At 45.6% G+C, this 24,712-nt stretch carries 24 protein-coding genes; 6 read left to right on the top strand and 18 right to left on the bottom strand.

Annotation, left to right across the window (positions count from 1 at the left end; translation table 11 throughout):
* Positions 1 to 33: 33 nt before the first annotated feature.
* The gene (locus ACH59B_RS06750; RefSeq protein ID WP_017426554.1) at positions 34 to 948 is read left to right on the top strand and encodes a TIGR01777 family oxidoreductase; all 915 of its coding nucleotides are present in this window, start codon (positions 34 to 36) and stop codon (positions 946 to 948) included.
* Positions 949 to 1,154: 206 nt separating this feature from the next.
* Here the strand turns inward: ACH59B_RS06750 and ACH59B_RS06745 are convergent, their stop codons facing one another.
* From ACH59B_RS06745 to ACH59B_RS06675, 15 genes are all read right to left on the bottom strand, one after another.
* Entirely contained in the window at positions 1,155 to 2,939 is a 1,785-nt protein-coding gene (locus ACH59B_RS06745) for a DUF6382 domain-containing protein (RefSeq protein WP_017426553.1), read from the bottom strand.
* A gap of 61 nt (positions 2,940 to 3,000) precedes the next feature.
* The gene (locus ACH59B_RS06740; RefSeq protein WP_013369967.1) at positions 3,001 to 3,513 is read right to left on the bottom strand and encodes a prepilin peptidase; all 513 of its coding nucleotides are present in this window, start codon (positions 3,511 to 3,513) and stop codon (positions 3,001 to 3,003) included.
* Positions 3,514 to 3,600: 87 nt separating this feature from the next.
* Positions 3,601 to 4,596, bottom strand: a complete 996-nt coding sequence (locus tag ACH59B_RS06735) for a pilus assembly protein (RefSeq protein WP_117288632.1) — start codon at positions 4,594 to 4,596, stop codon at positions 3,601 to 3,603.
* Positions 4,565 to 6,781, bottom strand: a complete 2,217-nt coding sequence (locus ACH59B_RS06730) for a hypothetical protein (RefSeq protein ID WP_404303515.1) — start codon at positions 6,779 to 6,781, stop codon at positions 4,565 to 4,567. Before ACH59B_RS06730 ends, ACH59B_RS06735 begins: the two co-directional genes overlap by 32 nt.
* Before the next feature lie 40 nt (positions 6,782 to 6,821).
* Positions 6,822 to 7,490 carry a TadE/TadG family type IV pilus assembly protein gene (locus tag ACH59B_RS06725; RefSeq protein WP_117288628.1) on the bottom strand — a complete coding sequence of 223 codons (669 nt, stop codon included), beginning with the start codon at positions 7,488 to 7,490 and terminating at the stop codon, positions 6,822 to 6,824.
* Positions 7,490 to 7,684, bottom strand: a complete 195-nt coding sequence (locus ACH59B_RS06720) for a Flp1 family type IVb pilin (protein WP_016820682.1) — start codon at positions 7,682 to 7,684, stop codon at positions 7,490 to 7,492. The genes ACH59B_RS06725 and ACH59B_RS06720 overlap by 1 nt, the downstream gene beginning before the upstream one ends.
* Positions 7,685 to 7,694: 10 nt before the next feature.
* Positions 7,695 to 8,579, bottom strand: a complete 885-nt coding sequence (locus tag ACH59B_RS06715; RefSeq protein ID WP_044785809.1) for a type II secretion system F family protein — start codon at positions 8,577 to 8,579, stop codon at positions 7,695 to 7,697.
* Positions 8,580 to 8,585: 6 nt separating this feature from the next.
* On the bottom strand, positions 8,586 to 9,377 hold the full coding sequence (locus ACH59B_RS06710; protein ID WP_044785807.1) for a type II secretion system F family protein: 792 nt from the start codon (positions 9,375 to 9,377) through the stop codon (positions 8,586 to 8,588).
* Positions 9,374 to 10,621: a CpaF family protein gene (locus ACH59B_RS06705; RefSeq protein WP_404303514.1), complete on the bottom strand. Its 1,248-nt coding sequence runs from the start codon at positions 10,619 to 10,621 to the stop codon at positions 9,374 to 9,376. Before ACH59B_RS06705 ends, ACH59B_RS06710 begins: the two co-directional genes overlap by 4 nt.
* Positions 10,622 to 10,634: 13 nt before the next feature.
* Positions 10,635 to 11,807 carry an AAA family ATPase gene (locus tag ACH59B_RS06700; RefSeq protein WP_031463122.1) on the bottom strand — a complete coding sequence of 391 codons (1,173 nt, stop codon included), beginning with the start codon at positions 11,805 to 11,807 and terminating at the stop codon, positions 10,635 to 10,637.
* 530 nt (positions 11,808 to 12,337) lie between these two features.
* Complete coding sequence (locus tag ACH59B_RS06695) at positions 12,338 to 14,665, bottom strand: histidine kinase (RefSeq protein WP_044785806.1); 2,328 nt, start codon at positions 14,663 to 14,665, stop codon at positions 12,338 to 12,340.
* A gap of 218 nt (positions 14,666 to 14,883) precedes the next feature.
* The gene (locus ACH59B_RS06690) at positions 14,884 to 15,771 is read right to left on the bottom strand and encodes a metal ABC transporter permease (RefSeq protein ID WP_017426542.1); all 888 of its coding nucleotides are present in this window, start codon (positions 15,769 to 15,771) and stop codon (positions 14,884 to 14,886) included.
* Positions 15,768 to 16,697, bottom strand: a complete 930-nt coding sequence (locus tag ACH59B_RS06685) for a metal ABC transporter permease (protein WP_263561032.1) — start codon at positions 16,695 to 16,697, stop codon at positions 15,768 to 15,770. Before ACH59B_RS06685 ends, ACH59B_RS06690 begins: the two co-directional genes overlap by 4 nt.
* Positions 16,698 to 16,702: 5 nt before the next feature.
* Positions 16,703 to 17,467 (bottom strand): metal ABC transporter ATP-binding protein, encoded by a 765-nt coding sequence (locus ACH59B_RS06680; RefSeq protein ID WP_013369953.1) that lies wholly within the window; start codon positions 17,465 to 17,467, stop codon positions 16,703 to 16,705.
* Between the two features lie 14 nt (positions 17,468 to 17,481).
* Positions 17,482 to 18,453: a metal ABC transporter solute-binding protein, Zn/Mn family gene (locus ACH59B_RS06675; RefSeq protein ID WP_044785804.1), complete on the bottom strand. Its 972-nt coding sequence runs from the start codon at positions 18,451 to 18,453 to the stop codon at positions 17,482 to 17,484.
* Positions 18,454 to 18,689: 236 nt separating this feature from the next.
* Here ACH59B_RS06675 and ACH59B_RS06670 point away from each other — a divergent pair, with 236 nt between their 5' ends.
* Positions 18,690 to 19,478 carry a DUF3153 domain-containing protein gene (locus ACH59B_RS06670; RefSeq protein ID WP_117288624.1) on the top strand — a complete coding sequence of 263 codons (789 nt, stop codon included), beginning with the start codon at positions 18,690 to 18,692 and terminating at the stop codon, positions 19,476 to 19,478.
* On the opposite strand, the gene ACH59B_RS06665 is transcribed toward ACH59B_RS06670, so the two are convergent.
* From ACH59B_RS06665 to ACH59B_RS06655, 3 genes are all read right to left on the bottom strand, one after another.
* The gene (locus ACH59B_RS06665) at positions 19,475 to 19,900 is read right to left on the bottom strand and encodes a thiol-disulfide oxidoreductase DCC family protein (RefSeq protein ID WP_025364320.1); all 426 of its coding nucleotides are present in this window, start codon (positions 19,898 to 19,900) and stop codon (positions 19,475 to 19,477) included. The genes ACH59B_RS06670 and ACH59B_RS06665 overlap by 4 nt on opposite strands.
* Positions 19,901 to 20,025: 125 nt before the next feature.
* Entirely contained in the window at positions 20,026 to 20,352 is a 327-nt protein-coding gene (locus ACH59B_RS06660; protein WP_017426537.1) for a hypothetical protein, read from the bottom strand.
* Positions 20,353 to 20,475: 123 nt separating this feature from the next.
* On the bottom strand, positions 20,476 to 20,895 hold the full coding sequence (locus tag ACH59B_RS06655; protein ID WP_013369947.1) for an organic hydroperoxide resistance protein: 420 nt from the start codon (positions 20,893 to 20,895) through the stop codon (positions 20,476 to 20,478).
* Between the two features lie 436 nt (positions 20,896 to 21,331).
* Here ACH59B_RS06655 and ACH59B_RS06650 point away from each other — a divergent pair, with 436 nt between their 5' ends.
* From ACH59B_RS06650 to ACH59B_RS06635, 4 genes are all read left to right on the top strand, one after another.
* The gene (locus ACH59B_RS06650) at positions 21,332 to 22,651 is read left to right on the top strand and encodes an Nramp family divalent metal transporter (protein WP_126666676.1); all 1,320 of its coding nucleotides are present in this window, start codon (positions 21,332 to 21,334) and stop codon (positions 22,649 to 22,651) included.
* Between the two features lie 283 nt (positions 22,652 to 22,934).
* A complete protein-coding gene (locus tag ACH59B_RS06645) occupies positions 22,935 to 23,477 on the top strand; it encodes a PadR family transcriptional regulator (protein ID WP_016820697.1) in 543 nt (180 codons plus the stop codon).
* Positions 23,478 to 23,490: 13 nt separating this feature from the next.
* Positions 23,491 to 24,423 (top strand): MFS transporter, encoded by a 933-nt coding sequence (locus ACH59B_RS06640; RefSeq protein WP_244944276.1) that lies wholly within the window; start codon positions 23,491 to 23,493, stop codon positions 24,421 to 24,423.
* Complete coding sequence (locus ACH59B_RS06635; protein ID WP_244944277.1) at positions 24,317 to 24,700, top strand: MFS transporter; 384 nt, start codon at positions 24,317 to 24,319, stop codon at positions 24,698 to 24,700. Before ACH59B_RS06640 ends, ACH59B_RS06635 begins: the two co-directional genes overlap by 107 nt.
* The last annotated feature ends 12 nt before the right edge of the window (positions 24,701 to 24,712 follow it).

Raw genomic sequence — 24,712 nt, 5'->3', positions numbered from 1 at the left:
CTATTTTTTCGAATTGGAAGGAGAACTGACTCCATGAACATCATCGTATGCGGAGGAACTGGATTGGTGGGGAGTGCGCTGGTCAAAAGCTTGCTAGATGACGGATATACGGTGAAAGTCATTACCCGCAAGCCGCTGGTTGGACACGAAGCGAGCCCCCGCTTGCAATATATGAGCTGGAACGAATTAAAACAAAAGCCTGAATTACTAGAAGGTACAGATGCGGTCGTTAATTTAGCAGGTGAGACGCTGAATCAGCGCTGGACGGACAAGTCCAAACAAAGAATTCTTCAATCACGACTGCTTTCCGTTGCCCGGTTGGCTCAAGCGTTGAATGCTCTGCAAAAGAAACCGGAAGTTATCATTCAGGCTTCGGCTGTTGCCGCCTATGGTACCTCCTTGACCGAAACATTTGACGAAAAAAGTCCGCGCCGTTCGGAAGATTTTCTGTCTCAGGTGGTTGAGCAATGGGAGGAAGCTGCCAATGCCTACCCTGCCGATGTCCGTCTAATTAAGTTACGCATCAGCCTAGTGCTGGACAGAAAAAAAGGAGCATTCTCACTCATGAAGATGCCTTACGTCTTCGGATTCGGTGGAAAAATAGGTAGCGGCCATCAATGGATGAGTTGGATTCATATTGCCGATATCGTTCGTCTGATCTCGTATTGCATTCATACACCAGAGATTTCCGGGGCAGTGAACGCTTCATCACCACACCCTATGACGAACGACCAATTTGGGAAAACAGTAGCTAAGGTATATCGTCGTCCACACTGGTTTCCCGTTCCTGGCTTTCTAGTTCAAAAGCTATTGGGTGAGATGAGTACGCTTGTATTAGACGGCCAAAAGGTAATACCGCGTAAAGCGCTGGAGCACGGATTTAAGTTTAAGTATTCTTCACTGAAGGAGGCGCTAGAGGAACTTCATTCTCCTCACAAGCAGCGTTGAATTAAAAAATGAACTCTATGGAGGATAGATAATATCTTTGTATCTCTACCAGCTTAGGGTTCATTTTTGATTTAGACATAATTTATCAATTAAACTTGAGATCTTTGAGTTGCCTTGCTTCAGGCCTATGAATAATCTTCTATTTATAAAAAAGAAGCCCAGAATATAACAGGCCTCTTCTTAACATATATCCATTTAACGTTTACTCAAGATGCATTAGAGGATTTAAAAGAGTCCAATCGATAAGTATAAGAGACTCCAGCGATTTTAAAAGTGTCTCCATCCTGCATGGTATACTCCTTATAAGGCACCATAGGCTCTCCATTCAGCACAGTTCCGTTCGTCGAGGATAAATCCTTTACAATGTGGCTTTTCCCTCCTGTAACTATACAAATCTCAATATGAGAACGAGAAACTCCATCCGTATGCTCTACAAACTGGACCAATTGCGGATCTCTACCGATGATAAAGCTGCCTCCAACGAATTGGTCGGGCTGCAACCGTATGCGCTCGGTTTCTCCACTCCCAGGTAACTTACGATCCAAGCAAGCAATTGGCGAGTGCTGAACAGTTGGACTCTGTATGTCTTGATCTGGACGAAGCAGCACGGTTTCCTGCTTGGATACCGTATTGAGTAGCTCCGTTACCCCGGACAAGGACTTATAATAAGCCTCGCTGGTATCGCTGTCGTCCAATTCATTTCCCGGCGCGGAACCTTTCCTCGAAGGCTCGTGCAAGTCATAATTTGTACTTACTTTCCCTCTATCCTCCGTCGTTCGGCTTCCCATGCTTTTAGGTTCTAAGTCTGGAAAAGTCCAACGCCAGCTCTCCTGTGCTTGATCACTTGAATCAGTTGATGGCTTGTCTTGATGATGGCGTCCCGCTACAAACCCAGTCAGCTTATCTACCTGATAACGGTCATTTTTTCGTTGTGCTGGAGGAGTAGTTCCTAACCATTCCGAATCCAATACAGGTACTGCTTCACTATAAAAATGAGATGAAGCTCGATTGCGCTCTAATTTCCCCGTCCAGCTTATATAAGCAACAGCGACAAGTACCGAAGTCAGCACAATTGAAATAAGCAAGGACACCGTCTCAGGATGATCCAAATAAATATAACGCCAAACAATGGCCGAAGCGAGCAGACATCCGAGAGCAATGTATGTTTTATATTTTTGTAATTTAGGCTCCGCCTGTTCATCTTCCATTTCGTTGTCGGCTCCTAACTCGACATTCTCCTCTGATTTTGTGGACTGCTTGAGTCGATTGACTCGCTTAAGCTCCTGAATTTCCTGCAGAGTCTCCCGATGTTCTTGCCCGTACATTCTTCCTCCACGATCTGTATCGTTACCCTGTATGGTATGAGAGGAATGAACAGATGATCTACCTTTATCCAGACCCCCGACGCTCTGTTCACTGGCCGTCATCCCTTGCAACAGTAGTTCCTTCAACGCGCCCAACTCAAATTCATTTCTCTCGCATAGATCGAGTATGCGCTGTATAGATTCTCCCTGAGGGTGAGCCACACGAGTCATCAAGCGAATAACCATCTGCTTAAAATAACTACCTGTTTGTTCCGTATACTGTACACTGCACAAAGGAACATAGGTCAAACTGACGCTTTCCCTTGTACCTAAACCGCTTATAAAAATGTAATCCTCGTGCAAAATAAACTGGCGGATATTTAACATATATTGTGGGCTACGATGAAGAGCATCTACTATTTCAAAAAGAATCCGGTAGAAATCAGAAATCGACACATTCCCACCTTTCCATACTTGGGAAAGCATACGTCGCGCCGAAATATCGTAATGTAACTCGATCTGAAAATCGACTTCTTTGATTCTAAGTTCCAGTAGACCGGGAATCCGATTGCCAGTCATCATTCGGGTCTGTACAGAATTTAAATCATCGGTCTTGAGCCCGCCTTCCTTGTTTAGTATCATAAACGTTCCGCCATTACGAACAAAATCCCTACTTAAACCAAACAATTCATGACCTCCTTACAAATTCTTATTCCCTGAGGTAGCATGATCTCACGAATCGGACACGTCATGACAAGAAGTAAAGATAAGCACTGACCGCTCCCGGAATAACTGCTGTCATAAAAGGAAATCTGAGGTGTGCTTCTCTCCCGCTTGTCAGCGCTTTGCCGCTGCGAAACAGGAAAAACCCTCCCAAATTAAACGCCACGCGTCGCAATCTCATGATGGTTTCCCTCCTCCATAGCAAAATCCCTATACCAATAATGCCTGCAAAAAAAATCGAATATAGAGCCGATTGCCATGCAAAAGCAGCTCCTGTCCAGGCTCCAATTAAGCCGAACAGCTTTACATCTCCTGCACCAATTGCTCCCATCCAGTACAAAATCAGCATGAATCCAAAGCCGGTGCCAAGACCAGCAATAGCAAATAAAAAACCGTGCCAACCTCCGAACAGAGTATTGAACAGCAAGCCTACCGCTATGCCGGGCAATGTAAGCTTATTAGGTATTTTCATGCTTCGTAAATCTGTCACTAGCGCGATCGCCAGCAGAACTCCGCACACAATATACATCCACGTCAATGCGATCTTCCCCCTTATAACAATGAAAATTAACAGGCCTGCTAAATCATTTTTCATTGTAGTTATCTCTATACATCTATATCTAGCCTATCCATCAGTTGTCTTCTGCACAGAAAACGGAACCTCAATACGTTGGCCATCCTCCGTTTCAATTACAAAGCTCCATTGACCTGGTGTTGTGTTTGTTCCCACAAACCAGTTCCATTCAACAATCCCGTCTGCATCGGCCGAGGTCCAGCCCAAGTGCTGAGCTGTGCTTTCACCTGACTTATAGAGTACAGAAAGGGCAGCATTCGTCCCAGGTTCAACCTTGGCCTTGATCAAATTGTATACACCCTTCACAGCAGGTTCAGGCTTGACGAGCAACTGTATGGAATGCTGCGCATCCTTCTCCCCTGTTGCATCACCTGTACCTGCTCCCTCTCCTGTATCACCAATCCAAAGACGTTCCTCAGCTGCCGCTTGGAGCACAATGTTGCGATACAAAAAGGGAACCTTCATCGGCAGTTCATACGATAGCTCTACTCTAAAATAAGGGTCCTTAGTTTCTGTAAGAGAGGGTACATGTACGCTCGTTATGTGAATACGGTCATACTCCAGAATACTTTTCTCCATAAAAGGCTTTAGCATCGGCTTCAGAACAGGATCAAGTGCAGCCTCCGTCAAGCGTCCCTGTAACTCCTCCAGCGGCTTTTTGCCGCCTTGAATAGCAGTTTCTACCCAATCACCGATTGGAGGTGGCAGTTGGGCAGCGAATTGGCTTGCATATTCACTCACAGATAACTTGGGCAGTTCATCCAGCGGTTCGCGGACTGCATCTATTTTCGCGGACGTCGCCTCCACGGCTAGAGACACTGGGTAGATTTTAGCCGAAACCTGCTTAACTGTTTCTGAAGCAGTAGTCTGCAAAGCTGTGGAGACCAGTGTCATTTGGACCATATAAATGAGAAAAATAATAAAAAACAAAAACAATGGCAGCACCAATGACGCTTCTAAAACAATACTTCCTTGTTCACGCTGCCTCTGTCCACACACCTGTTGTAGATACTGATTAGTAGGAAAAATGCGCTGTTTTCGTGACATAGTACACACTTCCCTTAATACTCTCGCCTTCTTTGGAGGCGGTTCCGAGCATCTTCATTACTCCAGGTAGAAACCACAGCCTCATCCCATTCTTAACCTCACCCTTTGCATACGTCCGTCGCTCAGCGGGATTGACATCTGTATTCAAGCGAATCAAAGCAAGCATACGAGACATTTTTCGTTCATTATTGCTATGAAGCATCAGGAACAATCGCAAATGATCCTTGTAAGTCATTCGAAATTTCAGAAAGTCAGACAAAGGCACATCCCCTTTTTGTGCCAGCATGATCATATCTTCAATCGCCTTCTCTACTCCATATAACAAAGCTGCCGCCAAAACGACCAACGGGTTACCCTTTGAACTGTTTTTGACCAGTCCCTCCATCGTTCGAATGGCAAGCCTCATAGCAAAAATTTCCCCATAGGCAGATGCCAGGTTACCTGTCGGATTATGAAACCCATACAAAATGTACTCAACTTCCTGATTATTCACCTCCAACTGGTCCCCTAAAATCTGTGCAGCATTACCCACATTTCCACCTGATCCAGCCAAATTGCCAAATCGGCTGAAATCCACATGATGGAAGTAAGAAAGCGCATATTCATTCTGGTAAAACTCGTCTCCCAGTTGAGTCAGCAAGTTGGATGCCGCCTCGTATAGACCATCCATACTATCCATGGAATCCCCCGCTGCATCATAGGTGTCATAGGACAAATCAGCGGATACAGATGGACTGGATGAAGACTGATTAAAAGAAATACTTTCATTGTAATACTGCTCCACCACTCGGAATTGCTCAGCACTTTGTTTACCTTTAGAAAGAACCTCAATGATCCGATAAGCTTGCTTGAGCTTGTTTTTCGCCTCTTTTTCCATTTTCTTGCGTTCTTTGTCCGGTCCGCGTCGCGTATCCATCGTTCTAGCCTCACCGTCGAGAACATTGGCGGGTCCCGCCCAAGCATACGTATTTAAGTATTTATCTATCTCCTTGAGCGTTGAAGCAACTTCTTGCTTGAGCATGTCTGCATTCAAAAATGGATCTGTATAGAAAGATAGCGTACGCATCATACTCGTTAATCTATTGTTAGCAGCATTTATTGCAGTCCGTTGCTTTTCGATTTCTGCTTCCCATTGCTCAAATTCATTGTTCGGAACCAACAAATCCTCTGCCCTTTGCCGGGCACTTCCTACAGACGGATCGGCGTTGGAGCCTGCTCCGCTTGGGGTGGGGGCTGCGGAAACCTCGTCATAACCTGCATTGGCCGCTCTCTGTTTATATTGGACAATGACTTTGCGCATTTCTTCATTAATTTGCCGAGCTTCATTCAACGGTTCCTTAGCTTCCAGAAGCAGCTTATCATGCTCCTCTCCAGTCTGAACCATGACCTGTCGCAGGCGATCCAGCGCTATCCTTGCCCTTCTTGCATATTTCTCCATCTGCATGATTTTAACATCGTCCACACTCTTCTTGTTGTCCTCATATACATGCACGTAATGCTTATATTGAGCAGCAATGTCGGCTACAACTTCAAGTGGGTCCCATATATACTGATTGGGCATATATGTCCCACTCTGTTTAATAATCCGTTTGCGAACCTCTTCCATATAAGCTCCTGCCTTACGCTGTTTCTCCAGCATGTCATCCAGTTTGGCCTCTCGCCTGTCGTACAGCTTTTGCAGCCGTTTCAGCAAATCTACCGTGTGTGAAGCCTCCTTCATATTTTGAGAGAGCGGCTTTAGCTTTTCTAGCACTTCCATCGTAAAATCGACAGGTGCTTTATACTTCATCTCTTCACGGATTTGCTCGTTAAATATGGCATATTTACCAAGCTCCCTTTCCATTTGCAGTGAACTGGAATCCAGCTTCATATTCATTAGCGGCAGCGTTTCCGCGCGCGCCGTACGCCGTGTACTGTCATTCAGCACTTTGACCATTATTTGTTCTCCGCCACCTTCACCATAAGCAAACAAACCGTATTCCTGCTGTAATGCCGGGTCATAAGCAGACATCACTGACCGAACCGCCGCATGGGTCAGCCGTTCAGTCTGTACATGCAGCGCAGCAATTCTCGCATAATCAATAAATACAGCAATAAAACCAAACATGACCGCCAAAATCAGAATGAGGAAAACCGTGACAGCCCCTGATTCCCCGTCCTTTGTATTACGTCCCTTACCAAACACCCGCTTCCTCCTTTCCAGTTACATTCCCGTTACTTACTCCTTACTGACCGTTTTGCCCATATTGCATCAATACTTTCCCTACAATTGCCGGATCTACCTTTTCACCTGAGCCTCTCCCCATAAACTTCGCACCATAATAACGGACCAATTCCACTGTACGAATCCATTCCACAGGTTCCACCACACCCGAGCTCATTTTTCCTTGTAAATCTGTATGATCTAAAAACTGATTCAACAAAGGTACCTCCACGATTTTATTTAGCTCTGTGGTCACCTTACGGTGAATCATACTGTTCTCATATGTCATCTGCCCATGCATGCCCGCAGGCATTCTATTTTCTGCATTGGACAACTTCTGAGCAGGTAACGAGCCTCCTTCATTGCCGCCCGGTACCTGTACAGTTTCCTGATTATTGGCTCCGGCCCAGCCAAACAGGGCGCCCAACATAACATCATCCTTCAAGCGCCAATAGAGAGAATCCCGTTGCCCTTGCGCAAATGCTCCCGTACGTGGGTCCTTAAAGCTGTTATCCCAACTGTAAGCGGCTCTTTCCGAAGCAGTAGAAGCAACCTGCACCAATATAGATTTTTGATATATATACAGGCAAAAAAATAACATTATAAAAATGACCAACAGCAGAATGGGAAAGACGAGGGAAGCCTCCAAGGAGAAGCTCCCGTCCTCTTTTTGTACCAATTTGCGCAGCATTATGAATCCATAAAGTCGTTACTTTTTTTATCTGCCTTTTTCAACAGCCCTTCTACAATTTTCTTAATCTGATCTTTAAAGATAATCGCCACCGCAATCAGAATCGCAATGATCAAGATCATTTCTAACGTCCCCAAACCATCCTCATTCTTGTACAATTTACGAATACTACCTGCTACAATTGTCATCATCATTTTATTCCTCCTACATATTCATCATCATTAAAGCCGGAGCACCCACCAGCACAATGACCGTTAGCAAAATTAGTGCCATCGGGAAGACTAACTTTGAAGAAGCCTGTTCCCCTCTTGTGCGGCTAATTGAAGTCCGCTTGCTCCATAATGTCTGAGATAACTCACGTAAAGCCATTACAAAATCGCTCCCACCACGCCTCATATTCAATAAAACTGTCGTTGTAAATATCGTCACTTCTTGAATACCACAACGTTTGCTCAGATGTTCAAATGCCTGTTGAAAGGAATAGCCACTTTCCCATTCCCCCACTGTCTGCCGCAATTCCCGATACAATGGATGTACCGTATCCGCCCCTTTACGTTCCACGCAATGAAGCAAAGCCCGTTGTACCGTCTCTCCCGCACCAACTAGAAGCATCATTTTACTCAATAATTCAGGCAATTCCATTAAGATTTGCTGATCCCGCTTCTGTACTTTCCCATGTAAATCCTTGACCAGCGCAACTGGCACCAGAATACCGAGCCCCAAGCCAAGCACCAGCCCAGTCGCTTCCCCGCCCATCATAAGCGATATTAAAGCTCCACCAGCAGCCACCATATATCCGTAACCCAACATTTCTGCCAGAAAAAGCATCGTTTTTTCTCCGCTGTGGCGCATACCATACAGCTTCTGTATCGAACGCTGTAGCTTGAACATCAGCAAAGGCAGCCTATGAGTGGCACGTGAAACATGAAGCATGTGTACAAAAGGCACCGAAAGTTTTTGCAGCCGCAGTCCTTCCAGTTTCATATGGCGAAAATGTGCATACTTAGCAGCGTACATTTGGTTCAGCACCACCCAACCTCCCACTTGCAGAACCAGCATGACCAGACAAACCAACATCAACACACCCATCACTCCTTACACCTCAATCTTCATAATGTGGTTGATCCACACGAGACAGCCACCAAGCACCAGAAGACAAAAGGTTGATAAAATCCTACCTGAACCGCTGTATAACGGCATCATGTAGTCTCCCGCTGTCACTGTCATAAACAAAACAAACAAAAAAGGTGCTGCAAACATAACCCTCGATTCAAAGCGCTTCTGCGCAATCATTACACCGATCTCCTGCTGAATTTCCAGCTTCTCCCCAATGACACTTGAAGCCCGTCGTACGACTTCCACCAGATCACCTCCGGTTCGTTTGCAAGCCGCAAATACGTCCGCAAAATTCGTAATATCCTCCATCTGGGCCCGACGAGCCAAATCCTGCAAAGCAGCCTCTACAGGCTGTCCGATTTCAAGGCAGGCTGTAATAATGTTAAATTCAAAAATCAGATCGTGATCTCCATCCGGACTAAGCAACCTCAAATCCTCTACAGCCTCACGAAACCCATTCTCCACCGACCTTCCCGCTGAAAGAGAAGAAGAAAGCGAGTATAAAGCCTGCTTGAATTGAATGCTTAAAGCAGACCTACGTCGTTGCAGCAAAAACTTTCTAAAATAACGAGGCATCACCACAGCTCCAGCAGCACACAGCAACGATAATATCCATTGGTGATAAAATAGATATCCGATCATCGCGAACAACACTCCACTAAAGAGAATGCACATACTTTTTTGTACAGTCGATAAGGTATACACCGTATAATCCGGCAGAGAAGGGACCTCACGCGACACTTGCTTGCCAGTCGCCTTTTCTGTTCTCATGCCGATACTCCTTCTCTGTGCCAGCTTTCCGGCTTGATTCCGGCCATTTGCAGCTTCAATGTATGTTGCAGCCCCACACCACAACGCTCCAGTTCCCCTACGATTTTTCCTTTACTTTCTCCGCGTTCCTGGAAGCGATAAAGGGGATTCAATCTTACCTCACCATTCTCAAAGCCAATCACTTCGCTAATTTCCAGCACCCTTCTGGATTTGTCACGTAGTCGTGACAGATGAACGAATATATCAATGGCCGAGCTGATCTGCTGCCGTACTACTCCAAGCGGAAGTTCTGCTCCTCCGAGTACCATCGTTTCCAGCCGGCTGACCATATCGCGGATATTGTTCGCATGCCCAGTTGACAATGATCCATCGTGTCCTGTGTTCATCGCTTGCAGCATATCCAACGCCTCACTCCCTCTGACCTCACCCACCACGATGCGGTTGGGCCGCATACGCAGGGAGGAACGAATCAGATCACGAATCGTGATTTCTCCCTTTCCCTCGGTGTTCGCGTTCCGTGTTTCCATGGAAACCAGGTTGGGGACAGTCACAATTTGCAGCTCTGCCGAATCTTCAATCGTAATAATCCGTTCAGACGAAGGGATGAACTGGGATAATGCATTCAGAAAAGTTGTTTTACCAGAACCCGTTCCGCCGCTTATAAAAATGTTGTACTTGCTGCGTACCAAGTCTTTGAGCATAGCGGCGGATTCTGTATTGAGCGCACCTATTCGTATCAAATCATCCATCGTCATGGGACGCTCGGGAAACTTCCGTATAGTCATTGTCGGTCCCTTGAGAGCAACTGGCGGCAGCACAATATTTACACGTGATCCGTCCTTTAATCGGGCATCCACAATGGGAGAAGCCTCATTCACAATTCGGTTCACCCCGGCTACAATTGTCTGGATCAAATCCTCCAGTCGTTCGCGGGATTCGAATTGATCGGACACCTGAATCACCTCACCTGCCCGCTCTACAAAGATTTCCCGATGACTGTTTATCATGATTTCCGTAACGGTCGGGTCATCAATCAATGGCTGGAGCACATCCAACCCACGGAAAGAGTTGAAAATTTTGCGGACAAGTGCATGCTTCTCTCGGGAAGTTAAGCTCGCTAGCTCTACGTCGTGTAAAATTCGCTTTTCGATATGCCGTACTAGATCTGTATCTTTTACTGAGGACGTTACGTCCAGCCCGTTACGAATATCTGCGCGCAATGCCTTAAATTGTTCCTCATTCATGTTCATCATCCCCTTAAGACCAAGCAGCCGTCGACTGTGCAGCGCTCTCCATATCCAGCAGCTCGCGGCACAAATGGCGGATTTCCCGCTGATAAATCGGTGAACTTAGCAGCAGTTCACGATGCTGCATCTGTTTCCATGAAGGTATATAGGGTAACGCACCGTTCAGCTCCATAAAGTCACGAGGTAACGAGTTGATCATAGTTCCCATGTAGCGGTTCACCACAAAGCTGGTTTTGCATATCATGGCTTCAAGCCCCTCAGGCTGCGTAGTTTCTAAAACATCCAGCCATAATCCGCACTTGTGCATACTCATTAAATCGTCAGCGAGCAACCAGATTAGCTTATGACTAGCTTCAAGCACGGCTTGAGCCCGCTCACCATGTTCAGAATCGCTATCTACGATCACTACATCATATTGCCCGCTTTCACCAATCGTTCGAATGAGCTCTTTCGCTTCAACACAAGTCATATCCGTCAATTCCTTGCGATTATAGACAGGTTGAAACGTATCAGCCTGAATTTCAGGACGACGTACACAATAGGAAGCCATAGATAACGAAGTACCCTCATTTCCCTCCGACTTGAGGTCATACAGTAGTCTGGACAGTCCTTCTCTTTCTCCTTGTGCTCCGCTAGAACTGTCTGAACCAGTAAACAACGAGCTTGAATCCACCGTTTCCAGATTCAAATAAAATACCGAATATCCCTCATTCCCCAGTTGCTTGGACAGATTGAGCGCGGCCGTTGTCTTGCCCAATCCGCCTGAAGCTGCCACCATGCCGATAATCATTCCACCTTCCCGACTGTTTACGCTTTTCCGACCATTCGACCTCTGTCTCGCCGTTTCCAAAATAAAACCGACCAGCTCAGATAAAGGCTGATATTTTAATACAGGCTGCCCATATTCGCTTACTTGTTCTCCCTCATGTAATACCAAACAAGGAATATCTGCATCTTCCCGAGCTGTCCATAGACTCAGAAAAGACATTTCACCTACTACCACATCTGGCCTTTTCATTCCGCTGGTTTCCATCATGTATTGATGAAATGCCTCCGGCTGCGAAAAAGCCGTTATTCTGAGCCTTCTGGCGTACTCGCTTCCGTGAACATAATTCAGCAGAGGCTCAATATAATCCCGACCTTCTACGGCCAATACCACTTTTACCGGAACCAATACGCTCATCCCCTTTCCCAACACAACAACGCAAAAAAGCACCGTTCATCCATCCGTAAGTACATACGGTTGGTGAACGGTGCTTCCGTCACGTGCAATCTATTTACTGGTAGAATAGCATAGCACCTATGTTAGAGCAAGTATTTTTTGCGCACGTATTTTCCTAGAATCCTGGTACTAGGAGAAGGCGGGCAAGTCTAGCCCCGCCTCCTACGATCTTCAACTTAGTAGAATTTGTGGTGACGACGATGACAGTCATGATGGCGATGATGACGATGATGACGACGTTTCCGGCAATGACATTTCTTATCAAAGTCTTCATGTTTCCAGTGATCACGTTTAAATTTTGGTTTAAACTTAATGACAGTCACCTTAATGATTTTCTTAAAAACACGTTTTTTTGGCTTTGGAAAATGACAATCATGTTTACGATGTTTATACATTCAAACTCGCCTCCATTTCTTTGAGATAGAATATACTATGGAAGCAGTGAACAACCGGTAACCAGCATATGACTATTTATGAATGGATTGGGCATTTTAATAATCTGTCTCCAGCTTAATATCCGGATCATAATCCGCCACGATAAGAACATCCATATGACGTGCTTGACGGAGAATCCTCGGCACGACCGCACTCTTCCCCCAACAGCTACTTCGGGAAGACTGCCCCACAATGAGCTGCGTGCCTGAATATCCTTCCACTGGAGCAATCAAAATGTCGGCAATCTCGCGTCGGCTGGAAACAAGCCGAATTTCAAAGGTTCCCCCCAGTCGGTGGGTCAGCAACTTTAGTTGTTCCAGACGAGGGAGTAACCTCTCCGGTATACGCTCACCAACATGAACATAAGTCACAATCCATACAGCCTTCAGGCGAAAGGCGATCCGAAAACCGCGGCGAATCAACCGTTCAGCATTTTCGCTTAGCGTCACGCCTACAAAAATCACTTCCTCCCTGCGCCACGGTCCCCGAAGTGACTCATGCCGATCCCAGGATTCCAGCCGCTCATCTACATCATCTGCCAATTCCCGCAAAGCAAGTTCACGCAGCGCAATTAGATTACCCAGCTTAAAAAAGTGGCTAAGTGCCTGCTCCACCTTCGCGCGATCGTAAATTTTGCCTTCACGCATACGCTGCTGTAACGATTTGGGAGCCACATCCACAAGCTGTACTTCATCGGCCAGACGCATCATATGGTCGGGGACAGTCTCTCTCACCCGAATGCCAGTAATTTGTTCTACGGCGTCATTCAAGCTCTCCAGGTGCTGCACATTCATTGTGGATATAACAGAAATACCTTGCTCCAAAATGGCCAGTACATCCTCATAACGTTTAGATTTCAGACTTCCCGGAACATTGGTATGTGCCAGCTCGTCAATTAGCACTACCTCAGGATTACGCCTGAGAATGGCTTCAGTGTCCATCTCTTCCAAATGTGCACCATGACGCTCGATAGACTGGCGGGGAATCATCTCTAGAGAGCCTACCTGGGCTAGTGTTTCTGCTCTTCCGTGCGTTTCCAGCAATCCGATCACCACATCAATCCCGCTTTCCAGCAGATCATTTCCCTCTCTCAGCATGGTGTATGTTTTGCCGACCCCCGGAGCAGCACCAATGTATACTTTGAGCTTGCCCCTCAGGATTTTGGCTTCCTCAGCCTGTACTTCCTCAACACTCAAACGATGATACGGGTCAGTATCTCCCTCCTCCTGTCTCATCGTTGGCAAAATCCGTTCACCCTCCTGCTCGGCTCGGTCCGCAATCAACAGCAGGTCCATATTTTTCATTCGTTTTAAAATTCCGTTCACCAGTGATCCTCTAACCAGTTCCTGCCATGGAGTCTGACGAGAATGACCCATAACAATTCGGGTAACATTGTGAGTCACCGCATAATGGATAAGTTGACGTGGTAGCCTTCTACGGGAAAGGAGCGGGATTTCTTCAAATGTCGATCCGATCTTGTCAGCCAACTGCTCAATGGAGCGCTTGAAGGCTGCTGATTCCTTGGACAACTTGCTTTTCGAGCTGACAAAGGAGACCACCAGCATATCTCCACCCAACCGCTTGGCCACCTGTTCCCCCCTGCGTACATAAATGGACCCATTCCAATGATACTGGACAGGCACCAAAATACGCTCTGCTGCTCCTGACGCCCCGTGCAAGCCTAGCTCCTCCCGATGCCGTTCCAGCGAATCATTCACATCCTCTGCCACCAATCGCAGAGCGAGCTCACGCAATTTACCCAGATTTCCCCGGTGAAACATCTCAGGATTGGGCGTATGCATGTAACCTTTCGCCAGCCGTTCCAGAATCATCTCCGGGGTGGCATCAATTAAACGAATTTCATCCGCTAGCTCCAATGTATCAACCGGAACCGTATACTCCGCTTCAAAGCCTGTCAGCTGATATACCCACTCCGTGATCCCTTCGAGTTCATAAACATTGACCGTCGTAATGACGCTAATTCCCATCTCCAGCAAATACCGTATATCCTCCAACCTTGTTGGAAATGAGGCGGCTTTTCGGTTATGATGTGCCAAATGATCCACCAGCACCACCTCAGGATTTCGTGCCACCAAAGCTTCCACATTCAGATCCTTTTGCTCCTCGCCATCCTTCATCCAATGAATACTGGGTACTCGCTCTAGGGAACCGACCTGTTCCACGGTCTCACGCCGCTGCAGAGTCGATACCGCACAAATTACAACATCAATCCCTTCATGCTGCAGCGATTGTCCCTCCTGCAGCATATGATACGTTTTGCCCGAGCCACTGACCGCACCAATGTATATTTTGAGTCTGCCTCGATGCAGTTTGTTAATGGAATCCAGTATTTCCTCTGGTGATTTACGTTTGAAGCTCTCCAATTTCGTTCCTCCCCGCAGCGTAACAGCTCGTTCCGAACCCTTTTGTGTGGTTGTAAAGAATGTACTCCCGTGTCCCGGTTAATTCAAGATGACCCAACAAGCTTGCTTCAAAAAAAGCAGCACAATTTAGCATAAGCGTAAAAAAGCGTGCATTCAGGCACTTTATGCCCGTCTGCACGCTATTTTGAGTAATTCATAAGGATCACTTCCTACGAGACTCACTTGCTATTTTCGCCAACGATTCCTCGCTGTTGAAATAACTTTCGCCATACTACACCATGAGACGGGGAAAATAGAAAAGCCAAAAGCAGCAACACACCTGACACACACAGCATACATGCCGCAATAGAAGCATCCAATACAGTTGCTGTATAAAAGCCTACGATCGAGCTAATGGCTCCAACTCCGACGCTGTATGCAATCATACGGGACAGCTTCTCCGTCAGCAAATAAGCGGTAAGAGGTGGTACAACGAGCATGCCAACCACTAGAATCGCACCCACGCTCTCAAATGACGCCACTGTTGTTAGCGATACGAGACTCATTAGCAGATAATGAAAAAAAATAACCGGAATGCCTAATGAAGCTGCCAATGCAGGATCAAAGGAAGTGACTTTAAATTGCTTGAAAAAGCCCCCTACCACGAGCAGATTGATCAAAAACATCGCGCCCGTAATCCACACAGCCCTCGGACCTATATCGAAGCCAGCAATCTCTATCGTATTCCACGGGACATAAGCAATTTCCCCATACAAAACGTGGTCCATATCCAGATGGGCATTGGAAGCAAACACGCTGATCAGCAGTACACCAATAGCAAACAATGTCGTAAACACCACGCCAATGGCAGCATCACTTTGCAGACCGCTTTGTTGGAATAGCTGAATCAGATACACTGTTAGAAGCCCCAGCACGGCTGCACCAAACATCATCCACACCGAATCCCTCGATCCACTGATTAGAAAGGCAATGACAATACCAGGCAGTACCGCATGACTGATTGCATCACCAATCATAGCCATTTTCCGAAGCACGAGAAAGCATCCGACGATACTACATCCCCCTGCCACTAACATTCCCGTCAGAATCACATAAAATGAACTCATAGGGCACGCTCCTCCCTTGGCTGTGCTCCGACTCCCTGCTCCAGACTTTTTCTGGCGTTCAACCGAACGATAGCCTTGGAAATCATTCCGCGCTGTGGTGCAAAGATCAGACTTACACCAAATACCACAGTCGCACACAACACGCACAATGGTCCTGTAGGCAGGTTTTGTCCCAGAGAGCTAATAACGGTCCCACCCAGACCCGCTATAGCACCAAACAAGCCTGAGAGGCATACCATAACACCCAGCTTATCTGTCCAGTATCTTGCCGACACGGCCGGGGTAATTAGCAGAGCAGCCATCATAATGACGCCCACAGCTTGAATACCAGCCACCACCGCAATAACAATCAACAGCATCAATAACTTATCCAGTAAACCTGCCGGAAAACCAAGTCCACGGGCAAAGCCGGGATCAAAGCTAAGCAGCTTAAATTCCTTGAAAAATAATATACATATTCCGATGAGCACCACCGAAATTACCGCCATCGTATAGACATCAGACAACACCATTGCCGCAGCCTGGCCAAATAAAAATTTATCCAACCCACTTTGGTTGCCTGCACCACTATGCTGAATTTCGGTCAACAACATAATGCCGAAGCCAAAAAACACGGACAGCACCGCTGCAATCGCCGAATCGCTTTTAATTCGCGAATACCGGGTTAACGCACTGATGGCAAAGGTAGCAACAATCCCTGCAATGGCTGCCCCAATCATAAATCCAAATATGGATTTTGTGCCTGTGATCATAAATGCCACACATACCCCCGGCAAAGCCGCATGGGCCAAAGCATCTCCCATAAGCGATTGCTTACGCAAATACATGAAACTGCCAATCACCCCGCTGCTTAAACCGAGTAAAATGCATCCTAGCAGAATCCACTGCATGTTCGGGTCTGTCAAAAGCGCCACCAAGCTTGTCATATTGCTCACCTCACTCCGAGTATCGTGCCGGATTCCGAGCCTGTTTTGAGTATACTCAGACGTCCACCATACGTACGTTGCAGATTTCCCTCGGTAAAAATATCTGCGGTCTCTCCAAACGCCATCAGATGCCCGTTCAACAGCATAACCTGGTCAAAATAATCCGTAACTGTAGATAAATCATGATGGACGACAAGCACGGTTTTCCCCTGCTGTTTTAGATCGTTAAGTAATGAAATAATAGCTTTTTCTGTTGCAGCGTCCACACCGACAAACGGTTCATCCATAAAATAAAGCTGAGCGTCCTGCGCAAGTGCTCTCGCCAAAAAAACACGTTGCTGCTGCCCGCCTGACAATTGACTAATCTGCCGGTCTGCAAATTTGCTCATTCCAACCTTGTCCAAACTCTCCATCGCAGCCTGACGATCTGCTGCTCCCGGACGCTTAAACCAGCCCAGTCTGCCGTACCGTCCCATCATAACCACATCCAGGGCATTCGTCGGAAAATCCCAATCCACCGACTCCCGCTGCGGTACATATCCAACCTTGAGTAGCTGTTGCTTATAGGGCTTGCCGTAGACCAGCACCTCACCCCTGAGCTTTGGAATTAGCCCAAGCACGGCCTTGATCAGTGTAGATTTGCCAGCTCCGTTGGGACCAATAATACCAATCAGCTTGCCTTCCGGCACCTCAAAGGAAACATCGAACAAAACGGGCTTTTTTTGATATGCTACCGATAAATCACGAACAACAAGTGGTGAATGTCCCATGTGTCTACGCCTCCTTATTTAAGAGCTCTAACGATCGTATTCACGTTATGCTTGACCATTCCAATATATGTTCCATCTTCTGTACCCTCTTCACCCATAGCATCCGAATACAGCTCGCCGCCAACCTTTATGGTATGACCTTGCTGAGCTGCACCCTGGATAACGGCATCGATGGCCTTTCTCGGCACACTCGATTCTACAAATATGGCTTTAATTTTATGCTCCACCAGATAATCTCTCAGCTTGGTCACATCTTGTGAGCCTGCCTCTGACTCGGTACTCATACCTTGAAGGCCTCTTACTTGAATCTGGTAAGCGTCTCCGAAATAGCCAAAGGCATCATGTGCTGTGACAAGTACGCGCTGAGCCTTCGGTATACTGGCAATCTGCTCTCTCGTGTAATCGTCCAGTTCTCGTAGCTCAGCGAGATAAGCTTCGGCATTGGCCTTGTAATCCTCCGCATGAGCAGCATCCAGTTCCGACAATTCATCTCTGACCGTTTCTACCGCAGACATCCAGTTTTGTACATCAAACCAAATATGCGGATCATACTCAGACCCCATTTCTGGGCTAGCTGCACGCAATAGATTTTGAGCAATGTTTTTGGACACGGGAATAACGGGCTTTTGCTTGCTGATTTTCTCCAGAATGTCCTGCATTTTTCCTTCCAGATGCAACCCGTTATAAAAAATGATGTCGGCTTCATCCAGTTTGCGCATATCTCCCTGAGACGCCTTGTACAAATGTGGGTCAACACCTGACTTCATAATTCCCGTGACCTCCACATGAGCACCGCCGACCTTCCCGACAATGTCAGAGATCATACCGATGGTAGTTGTAGCCTTTATTTTTTGCCCAGCCTCCTTCGCAGCTCCCTGCTCTGTCTTCTTGGCATCTGTACATGCCGTCGCTAGGACTAGAACCAGAGACAACACTCCAACCGTCGCTACCCATTGCGGCAAAGCCTTCTTAAACTGCTTGTTCATGTTTTAAAATCCTCCTCTTAATATTTGTTTTGGGACAAACTATTTCCTTGAGACAATTATTTTTTGACTACGCTATATTTTAGAGTATACACTAAAGTTTTTACCTAAGGAAACATTTTTGAGATATAAATCTTAACTATTCTTTTATATCGTTCGATTTTGGCTCTCCGAATGTGTAATATATAGAAGATATCCAGTCGTTATACCAAAGAAACCATACAAAGAAGGTGCAGGTCATGGACCCAACAGGATACAGCCCTTATCGGAACAAACGTCGGCAAATACAGTTACGAAAAATAATGCTCATTTTTATGCTGGTATGTTGTCTGCTTGCCCTAACTTCCTGTGCTCGGGGTGACATTCATGTAGATGTTCATCTGGATCAAAGTGTAGATATGGATGCAACGTTCAGCGTAAACAACCAGACACTGATGATGTTGGACAATCCGGGGCTGCTCGATCGATTAATTCAACGTATACAAAGCAACAATGTAGACGTACAGCCGTTATCGGAGCAGGGGAGAAAGGGTTATCAAATAAAGGGGCATTATCAAGGGGATTGGAGTACAAACCAAAAAAATCCCGATCAGGGTTCAAATCTGCCTGAGGGATTAGAAATAAATCGCGCAGTGAGCCAGCATTTTTTCACAACCAATATGGATCTTACGCTTAAGCTCGATCTACCTCGGATGCTTCCTGAAGAAGCTCGTGGCCTGAGTGATAGATTAGAACAAATGAATGTGTTCGCACGTAAATTACTAGAGCGGCAACTGGATCTTAACTTCAGCCTTTCCCTACCCATCCAGCCTGCTTCCAGTAACGCAGACCGTGTGTCGGATGACGGAAAGACACTCTATTGGGACATTGCTCCATTAGAGTCTAACGAGCTAAAATTGTCGGTCAACGTACCCAATGTACGCCATATCGTGTATGTATCGGTTACGGGTCTTCTACTGATCGCAGTAGCTGTAATATTACTGATTCGTAATGATCGCCGCAAAAATAAACACAAAAAAAGCAACTAAAAAAATCGTTGCCTAATTTCTGGTGGGGGGATCTGACATTGATCTTCTTCATCCTTGCCAAACCAACGATATCGGTTACGAGCTACCCAGTTATAGACTGCGTTGCGCACAAAGCGGGGAATCAAGATGAATACATAAGCCAGCGGATATGGAAAACGAAGGCGTTTGGCAATCCGTAAAGCTGCGGTTGACCTTGTATAATACGTACCGTCTTCAATCAGCACGAATGTATCCAGTTGATCTGTAGACAGTCCACCTGCACGTAAAAGTTCTTGTCCTGCCTCGGATTGCAGGGAACCAAAATGGAATATTCCCTTAGGATCACGTTTGATAATGAAGCGGGTTGCTCCCTGACAAAAGTGGCATACCCCATCCACCAATACAATGGAATGTTCGATATGGATATGACTAGACTGGTTCATCAACGTACTTCACCTCCACAGAGAAATCAACGGCATGAAAACGCAACGATTCAATTATAAACAAAAAAACGTCGAAAATATCCGACGCTTGTCTAGAACTGTATAATCCTTACCTGTTCGAAAAACTAGCTCAATGCTTTCTCAAACAGCTGTTTAGCATTAATTTGCTCTAAAAACTCTTCATGGAACTGATCCATACACTTGCAGATAAAATCCTTATGGCATACCGGGCAAGGTGTCGTTAGCAGTCGACTAATATTCGTCAAAGTCCACTCCGGATTACGTTGAGAAAAAACGCGGCACTCCGTTCCATCGGCCAAACTCATTTTAAACTCATAAAGCCCTTCCTTTTCGTTGCTACCAGCCAGCGTGAAATTAACAATATTCGGTCTGTAAGACATCATATCACCCGTATTTTTCAAATTTGTTTCGTACCTGATGACCAGAATCACCTATGACATCTTAATGAATTTTGGCGGTGATGTCAAATGGTTGCACATATCAGCGGATCAAGATTTAGGTGCAAAAGCCGCCGATCCATCGGCGGCCGTGTGTGAAATCTTTAAAAAATGCGGTCAAATGACGTTGAGTTCAACATCAATATTACCACGAGTGGCTTTAGAGTACGGACAAAAATCATGTGCTTGGCGTGCCAAATCTTCAGCCTGGGAACGCTCAATCCCCGGTATTTTTACATCCAGACGCACCGCTAACTGGAAGCCGCCGTCGCTTGGGTCCTTACCAATCGATACGTGGCTGGTGACCTCTACATTGTCCACCTTTACCTTGGCTTTGCGGGCCACATTCGCCAACGCACTCTCATAGCATGCACCATAGCCTGCCGCAAACAATTGCTCCGGATTCGTAGCATCTCCACCTGCGCCACCCAATTCCTTCGGTGTGCTCAGCTTATGCTTCAATACTCCGTCTGAAGAAGCCACTGAACCGTCTCTTCCACCATGTACCGTTGCTGAGGCTGTGTATAACGCTTCCATGATTTCATCTCTCCTTCATCCATCTTATTTGCATTCCGCAGGAATCCTCGTCATGTTAATACATGATTTCCTTCTCGTATGTACTTTAAACGAGCCACGCAAAATGAATCATTTTAAAAGGAATAATAACCCTTTTATTTACCGTTTAGTTCCACTTCTTTTATGTTTACACTATATGTTATAAGCCCCTAACTTGATGAGCCGCCTACACTTAGAAAATTCAAAACGACCAAGCTGCCCCTTGAGAGCAATATAGCTTGGTTTTTTCCATTGTTTAGTTTTAATTAAGATGGCCAATTGCTTCAAAAATACGATAAATTTGCTTAACCACATAAAAGTTGCACTAGACAAAAACTATTGTGGGTGTACAATAGGGATAACGCAATCGCTATGTCACTAATAATATATTTCAATATGAACAAAGAAGGTGAAGCGTATGAAAAATTCAAAGGGCAACTTCGCGGAAATCGCTTCACTATCGGAAGTGAATCGTTCTTTGAGCGTTCCGAAGGATGGCACCTGGTTTCGGAAGTTTCTTGCCTTTGCTGGACCAGGCTATATGGTCGCTGTCGGCTATATGGACCCTGGCAACTGGGCTACAGACATCGCTGGGGGATCAAAATTCGGCTATACACTGCTTAGTGTCATTCTAATCTCCAACCTGATGGCCATTCTGCTGCAAGCCTTATCTGGCAAGCTCGGTATTGCTACAGGTAAAGATTTGGCTCAAATGTGCCGTGATGCTTACAGTCGTCCTGTCGCGATCGGCTTATGGCTTTTATGCGAAATTGCCATTGCAGCCATGGATTTGGCCGAGGTCATCGGTTCAGCCATTGCACTGAAGCTGCTGTTCGGTCTCCCGTTGCTATACGGAGTCACCATTACCGCATTTGATGTTATGCTCATTTTGCTGCTGCAAAATAAAGGTTTCCGTGCATTGGAAACACTCGTCATTGTATTAATGGCCACGATTGCCGGCTGTTTTGGCATTAATCTCATTTTGGCACAACCGGAATGGGGCGGTGTATTGGGTGGCTTTGTACCGGACTCACAAATATTGACGAATCCAAGCATGCTGTATATTGCCATCGGTATTATGGGAGCTACTGTAATGCCACATAACCTGTATCTGCATTCTTCTATTGTACAAACTCGCAAATATGAGCAGACATCAGCAGGTAAACGGGAAGCTATTACATTTGCAACTTGGGATTCCAGTATAGCGCTCATGTTCGCTCTATTCATTAATGCAGCCATCTTGATCGTAGCAGCTGCCGTGTTCCATACAGCAGGAAGAACAGATGTAGCAGAGATTAGTGATGCCTATTATCTGCTTTCGCCATTACTGGGAACCACACTTGCGAGCATACTGTTTGGAGTGGCATTACTCGCTTCAGGTCAAAACTCGACCGTGACAGGTACTTTAGCCGGACAAATCGTGATGGAGGGCTTCTTGAACCTTCGTCTCTCACCTTGGTTGCGTCGTTTGGTGACCCGCCTTATTGCAATTATTCCGGCAGTCATCGTCACTGCGATTGCAGGTGAAAAAGGTGCAGAAGAGCTGCTTGTGCTAAGTCAGGTTATTTTATCCATCCAGCTCCCTTTTGCCATCATTCCATTACTGCTCTTTACCAGTGACAAAAAGATTATGGGTGAATTTGCAAATAAAATGTGGCAAAAAGTAATAACCTGGATCGTGACTGCTGTCATCATTATCTTGAATGTAGTCCTCATTATTCAGACGATTACAGGTTGACAGACTGTTTGCAAGTAACCAATAAAAAAAGAGGTATTCCTGGAGTCCGAAATAGCCATGGAATACCTCTTTTTATTCATTTATTTTTCCAATATGCTTAGAATCAACGCTGCATTCTGTTCAACAAAAAACATAATACCTACTGTTTCTTTCGTATATTTACGGTTCTCTGTTTTTGTAAACCTATACATCATTGGATTGTAATGATATAATCCGACTATAATCCTTTACTAAATATTTAGTATAAAACATTTAGCAATAAAGTTATGGAGGAGATATCATCTTGAGTACGACACGTGTAATGGTTCTTGGGCTCTTGCTACAATACGGAGCAATGTCTGGATATGAAATACAACAGAAAATGCAATCAGCACAAACGGATAAATGGGCTTATGTGCAACCAGCTTCCATATATCACGCCTTAAAAAAACTGGACTCAGAAGGTATTGTGCGTTTAGAAACATTGGAACAGACAGGGAATCGGTCTAAAGCTATATATGCTATTACGGAGGCTGGGAAAAGCGAGTTTAGTCGGCTTTTAATCGAATCATTTAAAGAAACTTCTGTTGTGTTTCCAACAGCCCTGTACACAGCTTTGACTTTTATGGATGAGGCTGGCCTCCATGAAATAGAAGAAGCTTTAAGTTTTCAGCATCAAGCCATTGAAAAAATCTATAAAGAAATGAAACTAGGGCAAGAGCAAAAAGCTGAACTTATGGATATCCCTGTAAACGTCATGCTAATTTTCAAAAATATTTATGATCAATGCGAGCTTCAATTAAAATTTGTTAAGCAAATTAAAGAGGAAATCAGAAGAAATTCATAAGGAGGGTGTAGTAATGAAAATGAGTAAAGGGGTACACAATAAGCAAAAGGCTACTCTAATCGTTGTCGGATTAGCTGTATTCATTGACATGTTAATCTATGGATTAGTCGTACCCATTTTGCCAAGATACGCAGATTCTCTCGGAGCCACTCAAACCGAAATCGGATTTTTGTTCAGTAGTTATGCAATTGCACTATTTATAGCTACTCCTATTTTTGGTCTGTTAACGGATCGAATTGGGAGAAAGACTCCTCTGTTATGGGGGTTAATTGGACTCATAGCTTCCACTTTAATGTTCGCCATAGCCCACACCTTCTGGCTGCTTGTACTGGCACGTGCTCTTCAAGGGGTCGCAGCCGCAATGACCTGGACAGCAGGGCTCGCTCTGCTGGCTGAGCTATACCCATCTGAAGAACGCGGCAAAGCCATGGGCTTGGCGTTATCTGGGCAAGCCGCTGGAACCCTTCTCGGACCGACAATTGGCGGTTGGTTGTATCAATGGGGAAGTTACCAACTCCCTTTTTACTTTGCCATCGCATTGGCTGTCGTTGATGCTATACTTCGATTAGTACTCCTGCACGATATTCCGGAAGAGAAAAATGAAAAGTACGTATCTCCTTTTTCGTTCATGAAAAATAAAGATTTGCTTTTGGTTATCGGGGTTGTAATTATCGGGGCATCTGTCCCAAGCGTACTTGAGCCAACATTACCGTTACACCTGCAGCACAATTTTAGCGCTAATCCAGGAGTTATCGGATTGTTATTTGCTATTCCCACACTTGCTTATGGCCTGGCAACACCCTTTATAGGTCAGTTCTCCAGCAAGATCGGCTATAAAAATGGAATTCTCCTCGGTCTACTTATGGATATCCATTGCTCTTCCTCTGACAGCACTTCCAGCAATATTATCGCTTCAAGCTGTTATTCTAGCTGTTTTAGGGGTTAGCATGGGTATGGTTCTTGCTCCCTGCTTACCTCAACTTGCTGATATTTCTCAACGAAGTGGCATTCATTCTTATGGAATTACTTTTGCACTCTATAACACGGCATACTCGATTGGTCTAATGATCGGCCCTATTTTGAGCAGTACTCTCACCGATTTAATGAATATTCAATTATCTTACTTAGTCATTGGTATGATTGTATTAATATACATGTTGGTACTCGCTTCAGCCTTAAGGAAAACCAAAAATTCATCAAACAATATAAAGCTAAGTAAATAAGTGAACAACAAA

This window comes from Paenibacillus sp. DP01, from assembly GCF_044784315.1.
Classification (GTDB): Bacteria; Bacillota; Bacilli; order Paenibacillales; family Paenibacillaceae; genus Paenibacillus; species Paenibacillus polymyxa.
The sequence above is the reverse complement of the archived record's forward strand: the minus strand, read 5'-3'. Positions and strand labels throughout refer to the sequence as shown.

Coding starts and splice junctions, on each gene's coding strand:
- ACH59B_RS06750 (WP_017426554.1), top strand. CDS start 34: ATGAACATCATCGTATGCGGAGGAACTGGATTGGTGGGGAGTGCGCTG.
- ACH59B_RS06735 (WP_117288632.1), bottom strand. CDS start 4,596: ATGTCACGAAAACAGCGCATTTTTCCTACTAATCAGTATCTACAACAG.
- ACH59B_RS06725 (WP_117288628.1), bottom strand. CDS start 7,490: ATGCTGCGCAAATTGGTACAAAAAGAGGACGGGAGCTTCTCCTTGGAG.
- ACH59B_RS06720 (WP_016820682.1), bottom strand. CDS start 7,684: ATGATGATGACAATTGTAGCAGGTAGTATTCGTAAATTGTACAAGAAT.
- ACH59B_RS06715 (WP_044785809.1), bottom strand. CDS start 8,579: ATGGGTGTGTTGATGTTGGTTTGTCTGGTCATGCTGGTTCTGCAAGTG.
- ACH59B_RS06710 (WP_044785807.1), bottom strand. CDS start 9,377: ATGAGAACAGAAAAGGCGACTGGCAAGCAAGTGTCGCGTGAGGTCCCT.
- ACH59B_RS06705 (WP_404303514.1), bottom strand. CDS start 10,621: ATGAATGAGGAACAATTTAAGGCATTGCGCGCAGATATTCGTAACGGG.
- ACH59B_RS06700 (WP_031463122.1), bottom strand. CDS start 11,807: ATGAGCGTATTGGTTCCGGTAAAAGTGGTATTGGCCGTAGAAGGTCGG.
- ACH59B_RS06690 (WP_017426542.1), bottom strand. CDS start 15,771: ATGAGTTCATTTTATGTGATTCTGACGGGAATGTTAGTGGCAGGGGGA.
- ACH59B_RS06685 (WP_263561032.1), bottom strand. CDS start 16,697: ATGACAAGCTTGGTGGCGCTTTTGACAGACCCGAACATGCAGTGGATT.
- ACH59B_RS06680 (WP_013369953.1), bottom strand. CDS start 17,467: ATGGGACATTCACCACTTGTTGTTCGTGATTTATCGGTAGCATATCAA.
- ACH59B_RS06675 (WP_044785804.1), bottom strand. CDS start 18,453: ATGAACAAGCAGTTTAAGAAGGCTTTGCCGCAATGGGTAGCGACGGTT.
- ACH59B_RS06670 (WP_117288624.1), top strand. CDS start 18,690: ATGGACCCAACAGGATACAGCCCTTATCGGAACAAACGTCGGCAAATA.
- ACH59B_RS06665 (WP_025364320.1), bottom strand. CDS start 19,900: ATGAACCAGTCTAGTCATATCCATATCGAACATTCCATTGTATTGGTG.
- ACH59B_RS06655 (WP_013369947.1), bottom strand. CDS start 20,895: ATGGAAGCGTTATACACAGCCTCAGCAACGGTACATGGTGGAAGAGAC.
- ACH59B_RS06650 (WP_126666676.1), top strand. CDS start 21,332: ATGAAAAATTCAAAGGGCAACTTCGCGGAAATCGCTTCACTATCGGAA.
- ACH59B_RS06640 (WP_244944276.1), top strand. CDS start 23,491: ATGAAAATGAGTAAAGGGGTACACAATAAGCAAAAGGCTACTCTAATC.
- ACH59B_RS06635 (WP_244944277.1), top strand. CDS start 24,317: ATGGAATTCTCCTCGGTCTACTTATGGATATCCATTGCTCTTCCTCTG.